This is a genomic window from Hydrogenophaga crassostreae (assembly GCF_001761385.1).
Lineage (GTDB): Bacteria > Pseudomonadota > Gammaproteobacteria > Burkholderiales > Burkholderiaceae_C > Hydrogenophaga > Hydrogenophaga crassostreae.
Window position 1 is genome coordinate 63,582 of record NZ_CP017476.1, and the last position, 16,969, is coordinate 80,550.

Sequence of the window (16,969 nt, forward strand, 5' to 3'; positions counted from 1 at the left end):
TTGTACCGGATCAGTCGGCGCCGATCAACACCTTGACATGGGCTGCCACACTGCGCGCCAGCGGGCTGAGCACGTAGCCGCCTTCCAGGCATGAAATCACCCGACCCTGACAGTGTTCTTGGGCCACGCGCATCAGTTGTTGCGTGACCCATTCGTAGTCGGCTTCGACCAGGCCGAGGTTGCCCATGTCGTCTTCGCGATGGGCATCGAAGCCGGCCGAGACATAGATGAGCTGGGGTTTGAAGGCGTTGAGCCTGGGCAGCCATTCTTTTGTGACGGCCTCGCGAAAGGCATCGCTGCCACTGCGCGAGGGCAGGCCCACGTTAACCATGTTGTCGCCCACGGCGCTTTCGCCGTTGAACGGGTACAGGCCTTTCTCAAAAATGGAGCACATCAGCACACGGTCGTCGCCGCGCAGGATGTCTTCGCTGCCGTTGCCGTGGTGCACATCGAAGTCGACCAGGGCCACGCGCTCCAGGTTGTGCACATCCAGTGCATGGCGAATGCCCACGGTCACGTTGTTGAAAAAGCAGAAACCCATGGCAGCGCTTCGTTCGGCGTGGTGTCCGGGCGGGCGCACGCAGCAAAAGGCGGTGGACGCTTTGCCAGCCAGCACCAGATCGGTGGCTTCCACCGCCGCACCGGCCGCGCGCAGGGCGGCGGTGAGGGTGTGGGGGTTCATGTTGGTGTCGGGATCGACAGCGTGCAGGCCCTCTTTGGGCGAAGCGTCGATCAGTTCGTTGACGTAGTTCGAAGCGTGGGCCCTTCCGAGTTGCGCCAGTGTGGCGAGGGGCGCATCGTACGGAATCATGTAGTCGAGCAGGCCTTTGACCAGCAGGTGATCGTTGATGGCGCCCAGGCGCTCGGGGCATTCGGGGTGGTGGTTGCCCATGTCGTGCAGGGCGCAATCGCTGTGGGTGATGTAGGCGGACAACATGGGCTTGGGTCTCCTGTGGCCGGCAAACCTCGTGGGTGGGTGTGCTCGGCGTTGAAGATTCACATTAATCCCGAAAGCTGACAACTGCCTTGATGCAAAACAAGGCAGGCGTGGCTTCAGACGGCAAGATCCGTTCAGTGCAAGCCGGTCAATGACGCGGCCACGGCGCGCTTGAACGGCGTGAAGCGTTCGCCTGCACCGAGCATGGCGCGGCGCAGCCAGCGGGCCGGGGCTTCTTCGCGGGTGTAGAGCGTGGCCAAAGCGTGGGTGGCCAGGTAGAGGCCGCGGCTGGTGAAACGGTGCCGGGTCTGGTAGCGGCGCAGAAGCTCGGGCGCGGCGATGCTCTGGCCTTTTTGGCGGGCGGTGGTGAGCAAATGGGCCAGGGTTTCCACGCTGCGCAGGCCGAGGTTGAAGCCATGGGCGGTCACTGGGTGCATGCCCACGGCGGCATCGCCCACCACAGCGAAGCGCTCGGCCACAAAGCGCTGCGCCCAGACGCCGACCAGCGGATAGGCGTGGCGCGTGCTGCTCAGCTGCATGGCGCCAAGCTGGTGGGCAAAGCGCCGTGTGATGGCGGTGTTGAATTCGGTTTCGGTCAGTTCCATCAGGGGCAACAGCGCTTGGTGGGGCAGGGTGAGCACCACGGAGGAACGTGGTTGGCCGCTGACCGGGCAGGGGTTCATGGGCAGCAGGGCCAGCGTTTGGCCATGGTCGAACCATTCCCAGGCGGTTTCACGGTGGGGTTGTTCGTGGGTCATGTTGCACACCAGCATGGTGCGCCCGTAATCGTGCAGATCGGCGGGAATGCCCATGGCGCGGCGGGTGGTGGAATGGCGGCTGTCGGCGGCGATGACCAGGTTGGCGGTGAGTGTGGTGCCGTTGGCCAGCGTGATGGTGGCTCCCTGGGCATCGGTATGGATGTGGGTGACGGGGCTGTTGCAATGCAGGTCGGGTGGCGTGCCGCTGGTATCGGTAGGCAACATGGTGGCTTCGAACGCCGCCTGCCGGATGCGGTTGTTGGCCACCAGAAAGCCCAGTTCCGGTTTGGGGCTCAGCGTGTGGCTGATGGTCATGCTTGGCTGGCGCGAGCCTGCGCCGCCGTCCAGCACCAGGGCATCGCGCAGCGGAGCGATGTGTTCATTGCCCAGCAAGGGCCAGATGCCGAGCTGGCGCAGGTGTTGTGCGCTGCGCTGGGTCAAGGCGATTTCGCGGCCGTCGAAAGCGGGATGTGCCAAGGCTTCGCGGGGTGCCTGTTCGATCAGGGCGATGCGCATGCCGCTGGCGCGCAATGCCCGTGCCAGGCTGAGTCCGGCGGGACCGGCGCCAATGATGAGGAGATCGTGGTGCATGGCCCGGCAGCTTACGCCGGCGCAGGGTGGCGGCGCTTGACTCAGGTCAAGCGAGGCTTGTCGGATGGCCCAGAAAAAAGCCCCGCGGGTGCGGGGCTGCCTGTTTCAGGTTTGCTGCTGCGGGCTCCGGGGAGCCCTTGGTTCAGCTTGTCTTGGCTGGCATGTCTTCGGCTGATCTGGATCCCTTTTTGTGGTCCATGTGTTCACCGTGGTGATGGCCATGCTTGCCCATGCCGCGTTTGCCACCCTTCATGCCCGCACGCTGGAATCCGCGCATGCTCTGGCTGTCAAAGGTTTTTTGTTGCTCAGGGGTGAGCGTGGCGTAGAAGCTCTTGGTGGCGTCGATGCGTTTGGTCATTTCGGCGCTGCGCTCGGCGTGGCGGGCCTGCATTTTGTCCAGGCGCTCGGGCGTGGTCAGCTTGGACCAGTCTTCACGCTGGGCGCCGTCTCGCTTGCCCGCCATGCGGGGCTCGTGGGCGGTGCGCTCCACAAACGCGGTCCAGGCGGCTTCTTGCTCGGGGGCGAGCTTGAGTTCTGCCTTGAGTTTGGCCTGGCGTTCGGCCATGCGTTTCTGCATTTTTTCCATGCGTTCAGCACGGTGCTTGTTGTGCATCTCGCCTTTGCCATCGGCCTTTTGCGCCATGTGCTGGGCACGCATCTCGGTGTTTGGTGTTTTGCCATCGGCGTTCTGGGCGACCGCGAAAGCCGAGACGCCGAACAGACCGGCTGCAATCGAGGTGGCGATGAGGGTGGACTTGAAATTCAGTTTCATGATGATCTTTCTTGAATGGTGGAAGAACCCTGTTCACACAGTGCCGTCAGGGGATTGGAGCGCTGTGGAATGGCTTTAGTTTCGGACGGGCGTGTTTCGGGTGTGTGGTGCTCTGTGACTGGCTTGTAAAGATTCGTTCCGATTTATATAGGTAACAATATAAACAAAACTGTAGAATAAATAACATGAGTCATTGGATTTCATTGATCACCAGCTTGCCCACGGCGAATTCCACGGTGCGCATGCGCACCTGGCGAGCGCTCAAAGCGTCGGGTGCTGCGGTGTTGCGCGATGGGGTTTACCTGCTCCCCGGGAACGAGGCTTGCCGCACTGGTTTTGAGGCTTTGGCGGCAGATGTGGTGGCCGCTGGCGGCACCGCGCTGGTGATGCGGGTGGAGCCGCCCGATGACACCGAATTTGAGCCCTTGTTTGATCGCAGCGGGGATTACGAGGCCCTGTCTCAAGAGACCTTGCGAGCGTTTTCGCGGGTATCGGTCGATACCGCGGCTGAGCAGCTCAAGGTGTCGCGCAAGCTGCGCAAAAGTTTTGCACTCATCACCACCATGGACTTTTTTCCTGGATCAGCCCAGGCCCAGGTCGATGCCCAGTTGACGGCGCTGGAGTTGGCATGTGCCCGCGCAATGTCACCCAACGAACCTCAGGTCACGGCAGGCGAAATCACGGCCCGGCACCTTGCCGATCACCAGGGCCGCACCTGGGTGACACGAGAGCGGCCATGGGCAGATCGGTTGGCCAGTGCCTGGCTGATTCAGCGGTTTATCGACCCGAAGGCGCGTATCCGCTGGCTGGCCGACCCGGCCGACCGGCCGGCGAAAGCGCTGGGCTTTGACTTTGACGGGGCCGACTTCACGCATGTGGGGCATTGCGTGACATTTGAGGTGCTGATGGCCAGCTTCGATCTGAAGCAACCTGGACTGGCGCGTCTGGCGACCCTGGTGCACTACCTGGATGCAGGGGGCTTGCAGCCAGCAGAAGCGGTGGGGCTGGAAGCGGTGTTGACGGGTTTGCGCTCGCAATTCGGGGATGACAACGCCCTGTTGGCCGCCGCCGGATTGGTGTTTGACAGCCTGCTGGTCAGTTTTTCCAGCGAGGCACCAGCCAGATGAACACGAACCATCCCGAAGCTGGAGCGGGCGCAGAAAAAACGCTGCCGACGGTGAGCCTGACCCAGGCGTTCTGGTTCTGGCTCAAGCTGGGGTTTATCAGCTTTGGCGGGCCTGCCGGTCAGATCGCGATCATGCACCAGGAGCTGGTGGAGCGCCGTCGCTGGATTTCGGAGCGGCGCTTTCTGCATGCGCTGAACTACTGCATGGTGTTGCCCGGCCCCGAGGCTCAGCAACTGGCCACCTACATCGGATGGCTCATGCACCGCACCTGGGGTGGCCTGGTGGCAGGCGGTTTGTTTGTTTTGCCTTCGCTGTTCATTCTGATCGGCTTGTCGTGGGTCTACATCGCCTTTGGTGATGTGCCCTGGGTGGCGGGCCTGTTTTATGGCATCAAGCCGGCGGTGACGGCGATCGTGGTGCAGGCCACGGTGCGCATTGGTTCGCGGGCCCTGAAAAACAGTGCGATGTGGGCGGTGGCCGCGGCGGCATTTGTGGCAATTTTTGCGCTGCAGGTGCCGTTTCCGTTCATCGTTCTGGGTGCCGCTGTGGTGGGTTATGCGGGTTCGCGTTGGTCACCTGCCACCTTCAGTGGCAACGCAGCTGGCCATGACAAGGCAAACCTCTCTTCCGTGCCCGCGTTGATCGATGACCACACGCCCACGCCCGAACACGCATTGTTCAAGTGGAGCCGCCTGGCGCGGGTGGTGGCGGTGGGCGCGGTGTTGTGGGCCGTGCCCATGATGGCGTTGACCGGCATCCTGGGCTGGGACCACACATTGACCCAGATGGGCTGGTTTTTCACCAAGGCGGCGTTGTTGACTTTTGGTGGCGCCTACGCGGTGCTGCCTTACGTTTACCAGGGTGGCGTGACGCATTTCGGCTGGCTGACACCGAGCCAGATGATCGACGGGCTGGCGCTGGGGGAAACCACACCCGGGCCGCTGATCATGGTGGTGGCGTTTGTGGCGTTTGTGGGTGGTTATGTGAAGGCGGTGTTTGGTCCCGATGCGGTGTTTCTGGCCGGCGCCACGGCGGCGGTTCTGGTGACCTGGTTCACCTTCCTGCCGTCGTTCCTGTTCATTCTGGCTGGAGGTCCCCTGGTGGAGTCGACCCATGGGCAACTGGGCTTTACCGCACCGTTGACGGCCATCACGGCGGCGGTGGTGGGCGTGATCCTGAATCTGGCGCTGTTCTTTGGCTACCACGTGTGGTGGCCGCAGGGTTTTGCGGGATCGATTGACTGGGTATCGGTGGTGATCTCGTTGGGAGCGGCGGTGGCATTGATGCGCTACCAGCGCAAGGTGATCCACGTGATCGCGGTGTGTGCGTTGGTGGGCCTGGCCTACCGCCTTTTTGTATGAACACGGGAGATGCATGTGATGCACATTTCAGCCGAAGCGCTTTCCATGCGCCTCGCCGATCATTCGTCTTTCACGCTGCTGGATGTGCGCAAGCTGCAGGCGCTGAAAAGCGCGGGAGATCGGGTTTTGCCTGGTGCACAGTGGCTTGATCCTGCGTTGTGGCTGGACTGGAAAGACAGCGTGCCTGGCGACAAACCGGTGGTGGTGTATTGCGCACACGGGCAGGAAATAAGCCAGGCGCTGACCACCGCTTTGAATGTGATGGGTCGTGATGTGGCCTGTTTGACGGGCGGCTATGGCGCCTGGGTCGGTGCTGGCTTGCCCACTCAAACGCTGACCCGGGTGCCTGTGGGCACGCCAAGTCCGGCAGGCGCCTAAATCTGCGCGAGGTCGTCGAGGATCGGACAGTCCGGTCTGTCGTCGCCCGGGCAGTGACACAGCAGGCTGTCGAGCGAGCGCTGCATGGCTTGCAAGGCTTCTATGCGTTGGGCGAGTTCGTCGTGGTGCTTTTGGGCGATGCGTTTCACGCTGGCGCTGCTGCGGCGCCGGTTGTGCCAGAGACCCACGAGTTCGGTGATGGCGTCGAGGCCAAAACCCATGTCACGGGCGCGTCGGATAAAGCGCAGGGTGTGCACATCGGCGAGGCTGTACTGGCGGTAGTTGCTTTCTGTTCGCACCACATCGCCCAACAGGTTCAACGACTCGTAGTGGCGCAGCATCTTTGGCGAGATGGCCGAGAGCTGCGCGGCCAGACCGATGTTGACCGGCCATGCCAACACCGCATCGAGCGACGCTTCATTCGATGTGGCGCTGCTCATCTTGCTCATGACACGACTTCGTAGCCTTCTTCCCTGATTGCGGCTGCCACGGTTTCCCGCGCTTGTTCGGTGGTCACTTCAACGCGGTTCTGTGCGCGGTCGATGCTGACCTGGGCATCTGGATCCAGCGTTTTGATGGCGGTGGTGACGGCTTTTTCGCAATGGCCGCAAGTCATGCCTTGCACAGTGAAAGTCTGGTTCATGGTGGGTCTTCGAAGTGAGTGGATGGATGTCCCGATCTTGAGGCTTGACATGGTGTCAAGGTCAAGCAATTCTGAAAAGATACACCTTGTCGCTTGACCTTCCCATAGGGGTAAAGCTTATAAACAGAGATCCTCACTGCGCCATTGCGCGTTTTTCCCCTGGAGAACCACGTCTGTGGCCAGGCAAAGCCCGATCCAGGGCGTGTGCCGAGTCAACCCCCTTTCAATTCGCTGCTATTGAATGAATGCCGAAACTTTGAATCCCTCTTTCAGCCAAATCGACCTCGGTATCGGAGGCATGACTTGCGCTTCCTGTGTGTCTCGCGTCGAGCGGGTCCTGAAGAAGCAGGCGGGCGTGAACGAAGCGACTGTGAATCTCGCGACAGAGTCGGCGCGCATCACGGTGTCGGGCGATGACGACCCTGCCGAAACCCTGGCGCGGTTGAAGCGCGCGGTGCGCGACGCCGGCTACGAGCCCCGTGCGATGGAGGCGATGGACGACAACGCTGGTGAAACCTGGCATGGCATTTCCCTCGATCTGTTGCCGGTGCTGATCGGTATCGCGCTGTCTGCGCCGCTGGCTTTGCCCATGGTTGGCGACCTGTTTGGCAAACACTGGATGCTGCCCGGCTGGGTGCAATTTCTGCTGGCCACGCCGGTGCAGTTCTGGCTCGGTGCGCGGTTCTACCAGGCGGGCTGGGGCGCACTGAAAGCGTTGACGGGCAACATGGAGTTGCTGGTGGCCATTGGCACCACGGCGGGCTGGGCGCTGTCGACCTGGCTTTGGCTGGGTGCGGAACCCGGGCAAATGGTGCACCTGTATTTTGAAGGTTCGGCGGTGGTGATCACGCTGGTTTTGCTGGGCAAGTGGCTGGAGTCGCGCGCCAAGCGCCAGACCACCAGCGCGATTCGCGCCTTGCACGCCTTGCGCCCTGACAAGGCCCACCTGTTGCCTGATGGGGTTCGGCGCACGGAACTCACCGATGTGGCGGTTGACGAGTTGCTGGCTGGCGACCTGATCCGGGTGTTGGCGGGGGAGCGCTTTCCAGCCGATGGAGAGTTGGTTGAGGGTGAGACCCATGCCAATGAGTCGATGCTGACGGGTGAAGCCTTGCCGGTGGCCAAGGTGCCGGGCGATGCGGTGACGGGTGGCTCGCTCAACGGCGAAGGCTCGGTACAGGTTCGCGTGCGCGCGGTGGGGGCGCAGAGCACGCTGGCCCAGATCATTACCCTGGTGCAGGACGCGCAAGCGGGCAAGGCGCCGGTGCAGCGCCTGGTGGACAAAGTCGCGGCGGTGTTTGTACCGGTGGTGTTGGTCGTTGCGGCCATCACGCTGGCGACCTGGCTCTGGATGGGCGCGCCATGGGAGCAGGCTTTGTTGAACACGGTGGCGGTGCTGGTGATTGCCTGCCCTTGCGCACTCGGGCTGGCCACGCCCACGGCCATCATGGCCGGCACGGGCGTGGCGGCGCAGCACGGCATCCTGATCAAGGATGCCCAGGCGCTGGAGATGGCCTACAGGGTGGACACGGTGGCTTTCGACAAGACCGGTACGCTCACGGTGGGGCGACCGCGCCTGGTGGTGGTTGAGGCCATTCCGGGGGTTGATGAAGAAGCGGTGTTGCGTGCGGCGGCGGCGTTGCAGGCGCAGAGCGAGCACCCGTTGGCACATGCGGTGATGGACATGGCGCGCGAACGCGGCTGGATGCCGGCGGCAAATGCGGCGATTGAGGTGCAGTCGGTGACAGGCCGCGGCACCCAAGGTTCGGTGCAGGGCACGCGGCTGGCGCTGGGCAGTGTGCGCTGGATGAACGAGCTGGGGGTCGCCCTGGGGCCACTGGCGGCCTCGGTCACGCAGCAACAGAACGAGGGCGCCACGGTGTCGGTTCTGGCCAGCCAGGCGGGCGAGGGTGCAGCGTGGACGCCGCTGGCGTTGCTGGCCTTTGGTGATGAGCCCAAGGCGGGGGCACAGCAGGCGATGGACCGGTTGCGCGCAGCCGGCTTGCGGGTGTTCATGGTCTCGGGTGACAACCGCGGCGCCGCCGAGGCGATGGCGCGCCGGCTGGGCATGGATCCGGCCAAAGGCGAAGTGATCGCTGAAGTGTTGCCGGGCGACAAGGCGGCGGTGGTCAGGCGCTTGCAAAGCGGCGAGCAGGCCGTGGTGAGCGAAACGGCTGCACCTGAGGCGGTGCCCATGGTTGAAGGGCAGGTGTTTGCGGCCGAACCGGTCGCAGCCATCACGCCCGAGCCATCGCCCGGGCCGTCTTCACCCAAGCGCCACACGGTCGCCATGGTGGGCGATGGTGTCAACGACGCGCCTGCACTGGCCGCGGCCGATGTGGGGCTGGCCATGGGCGCGATGGACGGTGGGCAGGGCGGTTCGGATGTGGCGATGCACGCCGCAGGCATCACCCTGTTGCGCGGCGACCCGGCGCTGGTGGCGGCGGCACTCGACATTTCGCGCAAAACCGTGGTCAAGATCAAGCAGAACCTGTTCTGGGCTTTCGCCTACAACGCAGTGGGCATTCCGCTGGCGGCGATGGGTTACCTGAGTCCGGTGATTGCGGGTGCTGCCATGGCGCTGAGTTCGGTGAGCGTGGTGAGCAACGCTTTGCTGCTCAAGCGCTGGAAACCACAGGAAGCGCCTCATCAAGAGGTTTCTGTGTCGTCACAGGCTTGATATGGGTCAAGGCAGCGGCGGCCCGGCTTTGCGATAGTCAGGCCTTCATTCGCCGACCGATCGGTTGGCGAATGCGATTATTGACCGGTAGAGGAGACACAAGATGAGCCACCATGAAGCCATGCGGGTGATCCGCGACGAACACGCCTCGCTCGCGGCCATGCTGCGTTCCTTGAAGCAAATGGTGCAGCGTGGGCCCGACCCTGATGGCAAGGGCGAACACGATCGCTTTTTCGATGTGTTGCGGGCCATGCTGTTCTACATCGACGAGTTTCCGGAAACGCAGCACCACCCCAAGGAGTCGGCGCTCCTGTTTCCGCGCGTGGCCAAGGCCGCGCCCCACACCATGGCGGTGATCGACCAGCTGGAACGCGACCACCACCAGGGGGAGAACCGGGTGCGCGATCTGATGCACCTGCTCATGGCCTGGGAGTACATGGGCGATACGAGGCGCGAAGCATTCGAGGTGGCGGTCATGGCCTACATCGAGTTCTATCTTGAGCACATGCGGCTGGAGGAAACGGTGGTGATGCCCGAGGCCGAAAAGCACCTGACCGATGCCGACTGGCACGCCCTCAACGCCGCCTTCGCCACCAACCAGGACCCGCTCAACAGCCGCATGCCCCGCAACCCGCAGTTCGATCGCCTGTTCACCCGCATCGTGATGCTGGCGCCTTCGCCGGTGGGTTTGGGCGACTGAGATCTTGCCCCCACGCTCCGCCGCTGCGCGGGTCGCTGCCCCCCGAGGGGGCTGGGCCTGCCTTGGGGCGGCCCGGCGGCTGGCCCGATAGCCCCCACGCTCTGCCGCTGCGCGGGTCGCTGCCCCCCGAGGGGGCTGGGCCTGTCTTGGGGCGGCCCGGCGGCTGGCCCGGTAGCCCCAACGCTCCGCCGCTGCGCGGGACGCTGCCCCGCGAGGGGCTGGGCCTGCCTTGGGGCGGCCCGGCGGCTGGCCCGGTAGCCCCCACGCTTCACCGCTGTGCGGGTCGTTGCCCCCCACGGGGGCTGATTCACCTTGGGGCGGCCCGGCGGCTTGCTCATGCGCTCTGCCGCTGCCGGACACTTCGTTGCAGGCGACAGGCTTCTTTGGTGGGCTCGGGCCACAATGGCTGGCCATGCCGAATGCCTCTGACTCTTCTTCTCTTTCAACCGATGCCACGCCCTATGTGAGGCTGGCGCTTGCGTTGGCTCTGGGTGCGGCGGTTTCTTTGGGCATCACGCGTTTCGCCTACGGCCTGCTGCTGCCCACCATGCGCGACGACCTGGGTTGGAGCTACACGCTGGGGGGCGGCATGAACACCGCCAATGCGCTGGGGTATCTCATCGGCGCGCTTGCCACGCCCTGGCTCTTGCGCCGTACGCCTGCCACCAGCTTGCTGCTCTGGGGCGCGGCTTTGGCGACTGTGTTCATGGCGTTGAGTGGGTTTTTTGTCGACGCCATGCCCTTGCTGGTGCAGCGGCTGTTGGCGGGCGTGGCCAGTGCCTTGGTGTTCATTGCCGGCGGCCTGCTGGCCGCTCGACTGGGCGCGCGCCAGCCTCGGCGCAGCGGTTTCCTGCTCGGGCTTTATTACGGGGGCACGGGGCTGGGCATCACTTTGTCGGCGGTGGGCGTGCCCTGGGTGCTGGAGCAGGCCGCTGCACAGCCCCAAGCATGGGCCTGGGCCTGGTGGGCGCTGGCGTTGTTGTGCGCGGTCGCCACGGTGTTGCTGATGTGGCCAGCACGGGTGCTCGCGGCGAGCGAGCTGCCAGTCCATGCCACGCCGGCCACTGACCACAAGCGGCAAGGCGCAGACCACCGCGTATTTCGCTACCGTGATTTTGCTTTCGCGTTGGCTGGCTACACCGGCTTTGGCGTGGGCTATATCGGTTACATGACCTTTGTGATTGCGCTGCTGAAAGAGCAGGGCAGCAGCCCCGGCGCGATCACGCTGTTTTACGCGCTGCTGGGTCTGGCGGTGATGGCGTCGTCGCGCATCTGGGCGGGTTTGCTGGACCGCCACAAAGACGGCCGGGCGCTGGCCCGGCTCAACGCCTTGCTGGGCGTGGCCACCATCGTGCCGGCGCTGACCACCGCCTGGCCGCTGGTGCTGGCTTCCGGCCTGTTGTTCGGCGGCGTTTTTCTCTCGGTGGTGGCCTCCACCACGGCGCTGGTGCGCCACAATCTGCCGCCAGCGCAATGGGCCGCAGGCATCAGCGCTTTCACCATCGTCTTCGCCGCCGGGCAAATCATCGGGCCCACGGTGGTGGGTTTCATCGCGGATGGGCCAGGCGGTCTGGCGCGGGGTTTGGTGTTTTCGGCGATCGCCCTGTGGTTGGGCGCGGGTTTGGCGTGGCGACAACGCGCTCTGTGACGTGGACGCGAATTCCAAGGTCTTTCTTGCGTGGGTGCCGGGGAATACTCCGGTAGTCCTTCAAAATCGAAGGTCTTGATTTTGGAGACCCCATGCAATTGACCGTCAACAAGAAGACCCACGAGATCGATGTTGAGCCCGAGATGCCCCTGCTGTGGGTGTTGCGCGACGAGCTGGGCATCACCGGGCCGAAGTTCGGCTGTGGTGTCGGATTTTGCGGTGCCTGCACGGTGCATGTGGGGGGTGTGGCGATGCGGTCTTGCTCGGTGCCGGTGGGCTCGGTGAAAGGTCTGGTGACCACCATCGAGGGCTTGGGCAACCCCAAGGCTTTGCACGCGGTGCAGGCGGCCTGGGTAGAGCATCAGGTGGCGCAGTGTGGTTACTGTCAGTCGGGTCAGATCATGACGGCGGCGGCTTTTCTGTCCAGTGTGCGCAACCCCACGGACCAGCAGATCGACGATGCCATGTCTGCCAACCTGTGCCGTTGCGGCACTTACCCGCGCATTCGCCTGGCTTTGAAAACCGCCGCTCAAAAACTCAAGGGAGGCTGAGATGGCCAGGATTGCAACCATTGCCCGGCGCACCTTTTTGATCGGCACCGCCGCTGTGGCAGGCGGCGTGGCCATTGGCTATTTCGCTTACAAGCGCGAGGCGGACAACCCGCTGCTCGACGACCTCGGTCAAGGCGAAGCCACGCTCAACCCGTATGTGCGCATCGATGCCGATGGCGTCACGCTGATCACGCCCCGGGCCGACAAGGGCCAGGGCGCGGTCTCCATTCAGGCGGCCTTGATCGCCGAAGAGATGGACCTCGCCTGGGGCGGTTTCAAGACCGACTTTGGCGTGCCCAGCGCGGCCTATTACAACGGCAAGGTGGCGGTGGAAGGCTTCCCCATTGCGGCCACCAGCGACACGTTGCTGGCGCGGGCCGGGCGGCAAGCGGGCGATGTGATCGGCAAGTTCACCGGCATGCAGATCACGGGTGGCTCGTCGACCGTGTCCGACGCGTTCGACAAGCTGCGGGTGGCCGGCGCGGTGGCGCGCCAGATGTTGCTGCGGGCAGCGGCGCAGCAAACCGGTCTGGCGCTGGCAGAGCTCAAAACCCAAGACGGTGCGGTGATCCTGCCCGACGGCAAGGCCTTGAGCTACGCCTCGCTGGCGGCCGCTGCGGCCCTGGTTGAGCCGCCGACCGATGTGGCGCTCAAGCCCGAAGCCGAGTGGCGTTACCTGGGCAAACCCATGCTGCGGCTGGATACGGTGGCCAAGTCCACAGGCACGGCGCTGTACGGCATCGATGTGCGCCTGCCCGATATGGTTTACGCCACCGTGCGCGCCAACCCGCGCCTGGGCGGTGGCATGGTGTCGATGGACGCCAGCGAGGCGGAAAAGGCCAGGGGCGTGATCAAGGTGGTGGCGTTGCCGCAGGGCTTTGGCGTCATCGCCAACAACACCTGGCGGGCGTTTCAGGCCGCCGCGCTGGTCAAACCCGTGTGGGGACCTTCGCCGTATCCTGAAACCAGCGAAGCGCTGTGGACGAGCCTGGACAAGGCTTTTGAGCCAGGGCAGCACGACAGCCGTTTTCGCGACGAGGGCGATGTGGGCCTGATGCTGCAGACGGCGGGCGACGATGTGTTCAAGGCGGAATACCGCGTGCCGTATCTGGCCCATGCGCCGCTGGAGCCGATGACGGCTGTGGCGCAGTTCAAAGACGGCTTGCTCGAGATCTGGACCGGCACGCAAATTCCCGGCTTCCTTGTCAAAGGGGTGGCGGGCGTGACTGGTATCGATGCGGAAAACATCCGCCTGCATGTGCTGCCCATGGGGGGCAGCTTTGGCCGCCGCCTGGAAGACGACTACGTCAAGCAGGCCGCTTTGCTGGCCCAGGCGCACCCCGGTGTGCCGATCAAGCTGACCTGGACGCGCGAAGAAGACATGACGCACGACTTCCCGCGCCCTCAGGCCATTGCCCGGCTGCAAGGCACGGTGAAGGACCAGCAGGTGCAAGCCTTTGCCCTGGACATTGCCAGCACCTCGGTCTCGGCCTCCCAAATGGGGCGCCTGGGCTTTCCCGCGGCGGGACCCGATGTGGCCATCGTCGCAGGGGCCTGGGACCAGCCGTTTGCCATTCCCCACTACCGGGTCACCGGTTACAAGGCGCCGGCTGCCGTGCCGGTCAGTTCGTGGCGTTCGGTGGGCGCTTCGGGCAATGGGTTTTTGCATGAAAGCGCGATGGACGAAATGATCCACGCCGCCGGTGCCGATCCGCTGGCCGAGCGCCTGCGCCTGTGTTCGCATGAGCCTTCGAAACGGGTGCTGCAAGCCGTGGGTGACATGAGCGACTGGGCCACACCGCTGGTGGAATCGCCAGACGGTCCGCGCGGCCGGGGGCTGGCCTTCACGCTGTCGTTCGGCGTGCCCGTGGCCGAGGTGGTGGAGGTCACAGCAACCGCCAACGGTATCCGCATCGACAAGGTGTTCGTGGCCTGCGAGGTCGGCAAGGTATTGGACCCGGTCAACTTTGAAAACCAGGTGCAAGGTGGTGTGGTGTTTGGCCTGGGCCACGCCATCAACTGCGAACTTACCTACGAAGGCGGCGCCCCGCAGCAAACCAACTTCTACGCCTACGCCGGCTTGCGCCTGAACCAGACGCCAGCCATCATGGTGAAAGCGCTGGAAACCACCGACGAAGTCAGGGGCATTGGTGAACCGAGCGTGCCACCTGCCGCGCCGGCTTTGGCGAACGCGATCTACGCGGCGACCGGGCAGCGCATTCGGGAATTGCCTTTGAACAAGGCGGTTGGGTTCGCATGAGCGTTGTGGCGGCGCCTGGAAACGGTTGACCGTCTGGCCTGGCACTGACCGTTCATCGCGGCGGCCCACTTGTTACGTTTGGTGGCGTTTGTGCGCCGCAACCGGCGCGGCACGGCGCGTGCATGCGGTAAAAGCGCCACCAAGCCACCGGTTTTCAAGGGCGGAAGGCCTGTTCTGAGCCCTGACGACGGCAAACCCGGCACCGTGAATGAATTACATTGAAGGGTGATCGCGGGTGTGCAAGGCAGTCGTTTCTCACTTTCCTGACACTATCTGGATTCCACATGGCCCAACTCTCCTCCGCTGGCATCAGCGCCGTACAAGACATCGCCCAACGGCATGGCTTCAGCTTCGATGCCGTTCAAAGCATGCTCCACTCCGTGATCAACGGCAATGGCAGCATGGCGCAATTCAACCACTTTGAGTTCGGTGGTTCTGGCCAGTGGATGCGCGGTGGCATGACCATGGTCGGTGACATGTTCAACAACAACCTCAAGGGCCGGGTAGACAACCTGTGTTCGGAACTGTCCCGCCTGATCCAGAACCAGCCCGACCTGATCCGTACCGGCAGTTTTCAGAGCCAGTCCCAGAACGGCAACACGGCCTACAACAGCTTTGGTGGGGGATCGGGCGAGGCCAACAACCCCAACAGCCTGTTCGTCGCGGCGCCTGCGCAAGCCAACTGGTGGGGTCCGGATCTGAAATGGCCCAACAGCGCCGGTGGCCAAAACGGCATGCGCTATGCCTGGTTTTCACAAGCCCGCCGCCTGGCCATGGAAGTCAATGGCCAGGTCATCATTTACGACACGCTGGACCACAACATCGGTGGCGTGTCGCAGCAGCAGAGCGGCGGCTACTCGGTGACGTTCTCCAGCCAATACGGTTATGTGGATCTGGCGAGCCTGCCCGTGATCAGCATCAATGGCCTGCCCCCCTTGGCCCCTGCGCCGCCACCGCCCAGCTACAGCGCCCCACCGCAGAACAACATGGCCGCTGTCGACACGGCAGGGATGTCAACGGCCACTTCACACGATATTTTTGCCAGCCTTGAAAAGCTCGCCGCGTTGCAAGGGCGTGGCATTCTGAGCGATCAGGAATACGCGGACAAAAAGGCGGAGCTGTTGAGCCGGCTTTGAGCTGGCTTCGCGGCGGCACAAAGCCGACGCCACAAAAAAGGCAGGCCGGTTTTTGGGTCGGGCTTGCCTTTTTGTTGCCTGCGGGTGCCTTCAGGGGCTGGTCTTTACCCTGCGGTTACCGGTGATTCCAGGGCTGGCGCCCAGTGAATCACGCGCATTCAAATCAGCCCTTCGGCTTTCATCGCTGCCTGCACGCCTGCCCGTGCCCCCACCCGCGCCCGGTACAGGCCGAGGTTGGTCAGGCCACTCAGATCGATGCCGAGCATGGCCGGCCAGCTGGTCACGGTGAAGCAATAGCCGTCGGCCACGGTGAAGGTGTCGCCCATCAGGTAGTCCTTGCCAGCCAGTTCGCCGTCGAGCCAGGTGAGGCGTTGCATCAGGCGGTCTTTGGCCATGGCTTTTGCTTCATCGGGCATACCGGGCGTGAACAGGGGCGAGAAGCCCTTGTGCAGTTCGGTGCCGATGAAGTTGAGCCAGCTCTGCAACTGGTAGCGGGCCATGGTGCCGTTGGCGGGGGCGAGGTTTTTCTCGGGTGCCTGGTCGGCGATGTATTGCACGATGGCCGGGCCTTCGCGCAGGGTTTCGCCGGAGTCCAGCGCCAGGTAGGGCACATAGCCCAGCGGGTTGATCAGGCGGTAGTCGCTGCCGTCGGGCAGGGTTTTGGTTTTGGTGGGGGCTTTGATGGCCTCATGGGCCAGACCGGCTTCGTGCAGCGCGATGTGGGCTGAAAGGGAGCAGGCGCCGGGGGAGTAATACAGTTTCAAGGGGAAGCTTCTTTCGGTTGGGCCGTGGTGTGAAATGGAATACCGAGGCGGATGCTACCGATGAAATGGTCACCTTGTTGGCGCCACCCTGTTGTAGGGGCTTTGTCGGGCGCGGTGAATGCCGACCTGGCCATGCCCGATGGTCGGCATCCGGACTCAGGGCCGGTCTTTCCAGTGGTCGTTGGCCGCTGCCACGGTCTGGAAGTGGATCGCGACCACGCTGGACACGGCGGTCAGGCTGTCGGCGTTGTTCGCGTAGTCTTCACGCAGTTTCTGGCGAATTTCCGCCGACGGCTGCGTGAGCTTGACAGCCATGCGCGAGAGTTTGATGGCGAGCTCATAGCCTTCTTGTGGTGTGGTGGTTTTCAGGGTGGAGAGCCAAATGTCGGACATGGTTGTTCCTGGGTTGTTTGATTTGTGAGGCCGCAATCACTGGGCACACCTGTGGGCGATGGCTGGACTGCAACGGCATTCGGGCGGGGTGCCGGACCTTGACCCGAACGGCCTCCCTGCGAAGATCGTACGCCGATTCAGGGGCCGGCCCTGGGTGATGCGTTTGCGATGGATGCCCTTGGTGGACGCAGGGCCTGTTCGGCAATTGGTCTCAGCCACGATCGCCAAACAGGGTATCTTATGGAGCCACTGTCGCGCTTGCGGCGATGG

General features: G+C 63.7%; 16 protein-coding genes. 9 read left to right on the forward strand and 7 right to left on the reverse strand.

Annotated elements, in window-relative coordinates:
* Window positions 1–10: 10 nt before the first annotated feature.
* The 3 genes from LPB072_RS00315 to LPB072_RS00325 all read right to left on the reverse strand — a co-directional run bounded on the left by LPB072_RS00315 (window position 11) and on the right by LPB072_RS00325 (window position 3,058).
* On the reverse strand, window positions 11–937 hold the full coding sequence (locus LPB072_RS00315) for a histone deacetylase family protein (protein ID WP_066096821.1): 927 nt from the start codon (window positions 935–937) through the stop codon (window positions 11–13).
* A 134-nt stretch (window positions 938–1,071) separates the two neighbouring features.
* Window positions 1,072–2,286: a 5-demethoxyubiquinol-8 5-hydroxylase UbiM gene (gene ubiM / locus LPB072_RS00320; protein WP_066096823.1), complete on the reverse strand. Its 1,215-nt coding sequence runs from the start codon at window positions 2,284–2,286 to the stop codon at window positions 1,072–1,074.
* A gap of 142 nt (window positions 2,287–2,428) precedes the next feature.
* Window positions 2,429–3,058: a Spy/CpxP family protein refolding chaperone gene (locus tag LPB072_RS00325; protein ID WP_066096826.1), complete on the reverse strand. Its 630-nt coding sequence runs from the start codon at window positions 3,056–3,058 to the stop codon at window positions 2,429–2,431.
* 185 nt (window positions 3,059–3,243) lie between these two features.
* Here LPB072_RS00325 and LPB072_RS00330 point away from each other — a divergent pair, with 185 nt between their 5' ends.
* From LPB072_RS00330 to LPB072_RS00340, 3 genes are read left to right on the forward strand one after another with little or no spacing between them, the layout of a single operon-like run.
* Complete coding sequence (locus LPB072_RS00330) at window positions 3,244–4,185, forward strand: chromate resistance protein ChrB domain-containing protein (protein WP_066096829.1); 942 nt, start codon at window positions 3,244–3,246, stop codon at window positions 4,183–4,185.
* Window positions 4,182–5,546: a chromate efflux transporter gene (gene chrA / locus LPB072_RS00335; RefSeq protein ID WP_066096833.1), complete on the forward strand. Its 1,365-nt coding sequence runs from the start codon at window positions 4,182–4,184 to the stop codon at window positions 5,544–5,546. Before LPB072_RS00330 ends, chrA begins: the two co-directional genes overlap by 4 nt.
* Before the next feature lie 18 nt (window positions 5,547–5,564).
* Window positions 5,565–5,924 (forward strand): rhodanese-like domain-containing protein, encoded by a 360-nt coding sequence (locus LPB072_RS00340; protein ID WP_066097029.1) that lies wholly within the window; start codon window positions 5,565–5,567, stop codon window positions 5,922–5,924.
* On the opposite strand, the gene LPB072_RS00345 is transcribed toward LPB072_RS00340, so the two are convergent.
* Complete coding sequence (locus LPB072_RS00345; RefSeq protein ID WP_066096835.1) at window positions 5,921–6,373, reverse strand: MerR family DNA-binding protein; 453 nt, start codon at window positions 6,371–6,373, stop codon at window positions 5,921–5,923. The two genes, LPB072_RS00340 and LPB072_RS00345, sit on opposite strands and share 4 nt — an antisense overlap.
* On the reverse strand, window positions 6,370–6,567 hold the full coding sequence (locus LPB072_RS00350; protein WP_066096838.1) for a heavy-metal-associated domain-containing protein: 198 nt from the start codon (window positions 6,565–6,567) through the stop codon (window positions 6,370–6,372). Before LPB072_RS00350 ends, LPB072_RS00345 begins: the two co-directional genes overlap by 4 nt.
* A gap of 241 nt (window positions 6,568–6,808) precedes the next feature.
* On the opposite strand from LPB072_RS00350, the gene LPB072_RS00355 reads away from it, so the two are divergent.
* From LPB072_RS00355 to LPB072_RS00380, 6 genes are all read left to right on the forward strand, one after another.
* The gene (locus tag LPB072_RS00355) at window positions 6,809–9,247 is read left to right on the forward strand and encodes a heavy metal translocating P-type ATPase (protein ID WP_066096841.1); all 2,439 of its coding nucleotides are present in this window, start codon (window positions 6,809–6,811) and stop codon (window positions 9,245–9,247) included.
* Window positions 9,248–9,350: 103 nt separating this feature from the next.
* Window positions 9,351–9,947, forward strand: coding sequence for a hemerythrin domain-containing protein (locus tag LPB072_RS00360; RefSeq protein ID WP_066096843.1), 597 nt, complete (start codon window positions 9,351–9,353; stop codon window positions 9,945–9,947).
* 412 nt (window positions 9,948–10,359) lie between these two features.
* A complete protein-coding gene (locus LPB072_RS00365; RefSeq protein ID WP_066096845.1) occupies window positions 10,360–11,595 on the forward strand; it encodes a YbfB/YjiJ family MFS transporter in 1,236 nt (411 codons plus the stop codon).
* Between the two features lie 92 nt (window positions 11,596–11,687).
* The gene (locus tag LPB072_RS00370; protein ID WP_066096848.1) at window positions 11,688–12,146 is read left to right on the forward strand and encodes a (2Fe-2S)-binding protein; all 459 of its coding nucleotides are present in this window, start codon (window positions 11,688–11,690) and stop codon (window positions 12,144–12,146) included.
* Between the two features lies 1 nt (window position 12,147).
* Window positions 12,148–14,406, forward strand: a complete 2,259-nt coding sequence (locus LPB072_RS00375; RefSeq protein ID WP_066096850.1) for a xanthine dehydrogenase family protein molybdopterin-binding subunit — start codon at window positions 12,148–12,150, stop codon at window positions 14,404–14,406.
* Window positions 14,407–14,690: 284 nt separating this feature from the next.
* Window positions 14,691–15,542, forward strand: coding sequence for an SHOCT domain-containing protein (locus tag LPB072_RS00380; protein WP_066096853.1), 852 nt, complete (start codon window positions 14,691–14,693; stop codon window positions 15,540–15,542).
* A 158-nt stretch (window positions 15,543–15,700) separates the two neighbouring features.
* Here the strand turns inward: LPB072_RS00380 and gstA are convergent, their stop codons facing one another.
* Both gstA and LPB072_RS00390 read right to left on the reverse strand, forming a co-directional pair.
* Complete coding sequence (gstA, locus tag LPB072_RS00385; protein WP_066096855.1) at window positions 15,701–16,306, reverse strand: glutathione transferase GstA; 606 nt, start codon at window positions 16,304–16,306, stop codon at window positions 15,701–15,703.
* Between the two features lie 156 nt (window positions 16,307–16,462).
* Window positions 16,463–16,699: a hexameric tyrosine-coordinated heme protein gene (locus LPB072_RS00390; RefSeq protein WP_066096858.1), complete on the reverse strand. Its 237-nt coding sequence runs from the start codon at window positions 16,697–16,699 to the stop codon at window positions 16,463–16,465.
* Window positions 16,700–16,969 lie beyond the last annotated feature (270 nt).